Origin of the sequence: Rhodococcus sp. A14 (genome assembly GCF_011603105.1) — a bacterium.
Lineage (GTDB): Bacteria > Actinomycetota > Actinomycetes > Mycobacteriales > Mycobacteriaceae > Rhodococcus_F > Rhodococcus_F opacus.
Genome location: NZ_JAAOQS010000209.1, coordinates 1 through 4782 on the forward strand (window position 1 = coordinate 1; position 4782 = coordinate 4782).

Here is a 4782-nt window from a genome sequence, read left to right on the forward strand (position 1 = left end):
GGAAGGTGCGGTCGCTGACCTTGCCGACGATCACCCCCGGAACCTCGGCGATCGCGGTAGAGATCTGGTCGGCGTGCGCGACGTCCGAGGCGTCGCAGGTGAGGTCGATGACCATGTGGTCGGGATGGCTCTCGGCCACATCGAGCGCCGTCATGGCACCTTTCACCGATGCGATCGCGGCCGCCAACGTCGACGTGGTGCCAGCGCCGACCGGTGCATGGACGCGGACGGTGATCGAATAACCGGGGCTAGGACTGGGCATGGGAACTCCTGATCGAGTGACGAGCAGCAGGTACCAGCAGGCGGCGTGTCCGATCGGCACGCACGCACCGGCGCTTCCGCCGCAACACCTTCAGTCTGCGCGGCCAGCACCGATCCGGACAAGGAGGACCACCGAACACCATCCTGCTCGTCGGGGATCGTTCCTCGGAGCACCCGCTCACCGGCAGGCGACCACCACGCAATCGCCGACCTGCATCCACGAACCCCGCAAGTTCGACCGGGAGGAAACGATGACCCACGTCGACGGGCTCCCGCGCGTGACCCACTGGGTTTTGTAGGGTCGAGGCCATGTATCCGGTGCCGAATCGACCACCCGATAACAAATTCCCCGCCGACGACCGGGGACTCGAGCTCACCGAGCGGCAACGTCGCGCCGTCGCGGTCACGTCCACCCAGATCGCCGACGAGGTGCGGGTCGATACCGCCCTGTTGGCCGGACGGGAGATCGACAGTGCGGGCGTCGGGTCGGTGCTGCGAACCGCCGCCGTGCACCTGGACGTGCGGCAGCCGTGGCGGCGACGCCTGGCGCAGGCATTCGACGACCTCGCGGCCGATGTCGCCGCCGGCGGAACCGACCTGCACCGGGGAACAGATGGCGCTGCACATTGTCGTCGTCACCGCGGCCGGCCGGCGCCTCGACGACGACTTCGACGATCTCCTGCGCGACGTCCCGGCCCATCCCGATGACATCGACTGGATCAGTCCACTGGAGTTCCTGTTCGAGGACTACGACGTCCTGACCCTGTTCGACCCCGAGCCGCTACGCACGGGGTCAACCTCGACCCGGGGACTGGTGCGTTCCGTTCGAGGATCACCAGGCCCGCGATCCCCACCGCGGATACCGTCGCTGACGATAGCCCCCGTGGAGCGGACGGTCCGGTTTTCGGGGTCAGCGGTGCGGTGGTCGGCGCTCCGGTGTTCTGCTCAGAGGTCTTTGCACACGCTCCACGGCGCCGGCGGCAACCGGCCGGAATCTCTGCGCACGAAGGTGGGCCGTCTCGCCGCGATGGGCGCGGCCCTACTTCGGTGGTTCCGTACTCCTCGTTCCCTCGACCTCGAGCTCGGCGCCGTCACGGGAGACCAACTGTCCTTCGTCGAGGAGAACCGCCCAGCGGCGCGGAAGAGCCCAAGTGCGCCCGTATGACCGGGTCACCGAGTCGATCATCTCGCCGTGATCTTCGACGATCACCCCGTTCTTCTGCGGCCATTGATCCTCGGCGATCGCCGGATCTGGCGAATGGTATGTCGTCACCCGAGCGCCCACCGACCACGCGGGCCGTATCGCGGTCTTCTTCTGGGGCTTCATCGGCCCATGGTTGCGCATCACACCGTCGACTGCCATTCGTTCCACCGTTCGACGGTGATTGGTTACCGCGAGTTAACCCCTCGCCCGGAAGCATGCCGCGGCGGAAGTATCCGCGGGTCCGGTCGGCGCTCCGGCGGGACCGGCATTGCTGCGTCCCCGGCGTTTCGCCGGCACTGGTGGGCGCGGTGGCCCCCGAGGGGTCGTGCTGGGACTCGCTGGCGCGCGGTGCCTGCGCGGCCACCGCGGTCTGTGGGGACCTGTACACGACTTCGCGGGTCTGCTCCGGATCGGCCGACAGACCCCTTCTGGTCGATCGGCATTGGGGCGCCTAGCTTTCCAGCCCAAACGGGCCGGCGGCGTCGGTCAGGTCGGTGGGGCTGTTTCTGACGGCGTAGGCGGCGAGAGTCGCGGCCCCCACGGCGACCCACACGGCGTTGAATGCGAGCACCCGGTACGCCACCGCGCCGGCGGCCGCCCCCACCGCGACCGCACCCCAGAGCCGCAGGTATCGAACCCATCGGCGGGATCCCCGGCCCAACAGACGATCGGTCAGGGACCGCGCCGCCGCGGCGAGCAGGCCGCCGGTCTCGAGAAGGGTTGCTTCGGCGCCCATGGCCAACGCGAGGGCGAATCCGATCAGGGGTGCGGTGGTGGTGACCGCATGGAGAGCCCCGGCTGCCGCGAGGAGAACCGCCGTGAGCAGCAGAACCCGCGGCACCCGCTGGCGTGACCACATCCGGCCGACCACCGCGGCCAGGACGACACCGACGACGAACCCAGCAAGAATCGCCCCGGCCAGGCCCACGACGAACCACGAACTGCCGCCGAGGGCGACGCCGGTCCGGGTGGTGGTGGCATCGATCGAGGAGACGAAGAACCCGCCGAGGAGGACGAACCCGAAGGCGTCGACGAAACCGAGGTGCATCGCGACGATCGTCTCCACCGGTCGCCGTGACCGCGGTCGCGCTGTCATCTCTGCATCGGCTGTGCTCATCGGCTCTCTCACCACCGGCCAGTTGCCGGCATCGGACAGGGTAGGGATCGTTGACCAGCGCGGTCGGTCCGGTCCTCTCCCCTCGGTGGCGAGGCGCCTGCCGCGACCGTTTTACGGGCGCCCCGGGTTTCGGGATGCGGGGCCGGAAGGGGCTCTGCAGCGCGAATTCTAGCAAATTGCTAAGATTCGCAAGTAACGCAACCTGCCGGGATTGCAGGTTGCAGGCGAGGCAGCAGACCCGGCACCGCGGCGAGCGCAACACACACCTCGCCGCCGCTGGCTCGACCCGGACGACAGGAGGAGCCATGACCGCGAACTCGCGCCAACCGCTGTATCAGATGAAGGCGGACTTCTTCAAAACGTTGGGGCACCCGGCGCGCATCCGGGTCCTCGAGCTGCTCAGTGAACGCGAACACGCCGTGTCCGAGATGTTGCCCGAGGTGGGCATCGAGCCGGCGAACCTGTCCCAGCAGCTGTCGATCCTCCGACGGGCCGGCCTGGTCACCGCCCGCCGCGAGGGCCTGTCGGTGTCCTACGCGCTGACCTCCCCCCGCATCGCCGAGCTCCTGCGGGTTGCGCGGGGGATCTTGACCGGGGTGGTCGCCGGGCAGGCCGAAGTACTCGAGGACGTCTCCGAACCTCCTGCCTTGGTGGGTGAAACCGGGGGCTGACGGGGCTCACCGAGGCAGGAAACCCTCCATCGCACATGTTGGTTGCGAATTTTCTTAAGTGCGTACATCGTGTGAGCGGGTGGCATGGAGATTCGCTCTCGATCGGAAAACGCGGAAAGAGAAGTGGGCGGTGACGAACAATCACGACGGTGGTGCCAGCGGTTCGCCCGACGGCGCCGGTCCGGTCTTGACGGGAATCAGCGTTGCCGTCGTCGCGGTGTCCACCACCCGCTCGGGCACGGCCGGGTCGGCGCGGACCCGGCCGCCGTGGGTCGCGATGGAGGATTACGCGGCCCTCATCCGGCAGAGGACTCCGATGCGCGCGCTGTGCCTTCCGGTGACCACGGGGGACCCGCACGTGTTGACCGAGCGCATCCAGGGGCTCCCGACGGGGTTGTCCGCGGTGTTCGTGGTCGGGTTGGGGCACCGGGAGTCCGCGGCGGTGGCGCGTGAGGTGACCGAGCGCGGCGGGCCCGTGGTCCTCACCGAACTGGACGTGCTGACGGCGGCCGTGGCGGCCGCGACGATCACCACCCTGCGCCGCCGCAGCGTCCCCCCACGCGCCGGCCGGGTCGTCGTCACCGGCGCGTCGTGGGCGCCGTTGCTGGCACCGGTGTTGATCGCCTCCGGGGTCGGGGATCTGAGCAGCTGGCACGAGCGTGATGCCGAGGCGTTTCCGCTGCGCCGGTTGATGGAACACAACGACGTCCTGGTCGATCTCGCCGGCTGCGCCCCCGACGGTGCGGCGCCCGGGCGCACGGTGGTGGTCCCCGCCGACGGCTTCGCCTACGGCGCGCTGGTGCTGCCCGGACTGCTCGCCGCGCTGTGTGGACACGGCGTGCGAACCTTGTCTGTCGAGGTGGTGGCCGCAGGTGTGCGGGCGCTGGCGCTGATCACCCCCGCCGACCAGATGCTGCCGTCCGTCGATGATCGGCTGCTGGTGTCCGCCGTCGCCCGCCACGTGAGCCGGGCCCTCGGCCATCCCGTCCCGTATCGCGATCCACATCGGTGATCCACCGCACCGCAAGCACCACATTGTGTCGAATATTCTTTGAGGAGAACACCCGTGAGCACCCCCACCGCCGCCGCCCCGACCGCGCATCCCGCCGTCGTGTCCTGGGTCGACGAGATCGCCGACCTCACCGCACCGGATGAGGTGGTGTGGTGCGACGGCAGCGCCGGCGAGTGGGACCGGCTGACCACCCAACTGGTCGAGCGGGGCACCTTCGTGCGGCTGGAGCGCAAACCGAACTCCTTCTGGTGCGCCTCCGACCCCGACGACGTCGCCCGGGTCGAGGACCGCACCTTCATCTGCTCCCGGTTCCAGGCCGACGCCGGTCCGACGAACAACTGGATGGACCCGGTCGACATGAAGACGGTGATGACCGAGCACTACCGCGGGGCGATGGCCGGGCGGACGATGTACGTCATCGCGTTCTGTATGGGCCCCCTCGATGCGGCCGAGCCGAAGTTCGGGGTCCAGATCACCGACTCGGAGTACGTGGCGGTATCGATGCAGATCATGACCC

5 protein-coding genes and 2 pseudogenes are annotated in these 4782 nt (G+C 68.9%); 4 read left to right on the forward strand and 3 right to left on the reverse strand.

Annotated elements, in window-relative coordinates:
* A pseudogene (locus G9373_RS44550) lies at positions 1–262 on the reverse strand (NAD-dependent malic enzyme); the annotation flags it as partial.
* Between the two features lie 308 nt (positions 263–570).
* Between G9373_RS44550 and G9373_RS44555 the strand changes: the two are divergent.
* A complete protein-coding gene (locus G9373_RS44555) occupies positions 571–969 on the forward strand; it encodes a hypothetical protein (RefSeq protein WP_166680742.1) in 399 nt (132 codons plus the stop codon).
* Positions 970–1300: 331 nt separating this feature from the next.
* Here G9373_RS44555 and G9373_RS44560 read toward each other — a convergent pair whose 3' ends face one another.
* Positions 1301–1588, reverse strand: coding sequence for a hypothetical protein (locus tag G9373_RS44560; RefSeq protein WP_133988025.1), 288 nt, complete (start codon positions 1586–1588; stop codon positions 1301–1303).
* A gap of 328 nt (positions 1589–1916) precedes the next feature.
* The gene (locus tag G9373_RS44565) at positions 1917–2582 is read right to left on the reverse strand and encodes a DUF1275 family protein (RefSeq protein WP_240961141.1); all 666 of its coding nucleotides are present in this window, start codon (positions 2580–2582) and stop codon (positions 1917–1919) included.
* 305 nt (positions 2583–2887) lie between these two features.
* On the opposite strand from G9373_RS44565, the gene G9373_RS44570 reads away from it, so the two are divergent.
* The 3 genes and pseudogenes from G9373_RS44570 to G9373_RS44580 form a co-directional block, all read left to right on the forward strand.
* Positions 2888–3253: a metalloregulator ArsR/SmtB family transcription factor gene (locus G9373_RS44570; protein WP_005263702.1), complete on the forward strand. Its 366-nt coding sequence runs from the start codon at positions 2888–2890 to the stop codon at positions 3251–3253.
* A gap of 130 nt (positions 3254–3383) precedes the next feature.
* Entirely contained in the window at positions 3384–4265 is an 882-nt protein-coding gene (locus G9373_RS44575) for a hypothetical protein (RefSeq protein WP_167121192.1), read from the forward strand.
* Between the two features lie 54 nt (positions 4266–4319).
* Positions 4320–4782: pseudogene (locus G9373_RS44580) on the forward strand (phosphoenolpyruvate carboxykinase); the annotation flags it as partial.

What these genes read in the sequence shown, in the direction of transcription:
- G9373_RS44555 (WP_166680742.1), top strand. Translation starts at nt 571, where the DNA reads ATGTATCCGGTGCCGAATCGACCACCCGATAACAAATTCCCCGCCGAC.
- G9373_RS44560 (WP_133988025.1), bottom strand. Translation starts at nt 1,588, where the DNA reads ATGAAGCCCCAGAAGAAGACCGCGATACGGCCCGCGTGGTCGGTGGGC.
- G9373_RS44565 (WP_240961141.1), bottom strand. Translation starts at nt 2,582, where the DNA reads ATGAGCACAGCCGATGCAGAGATGACAGCGCGACCGCGGTCACGGCGA.
- G9373_RS44570 (WP_005263702.1), top strand. Translation starts at nt 2,888, where the DNA reads ATGACCGCGAACTCGCGCCAACCGCTGTATCAGATGAAGGCGGACTTC.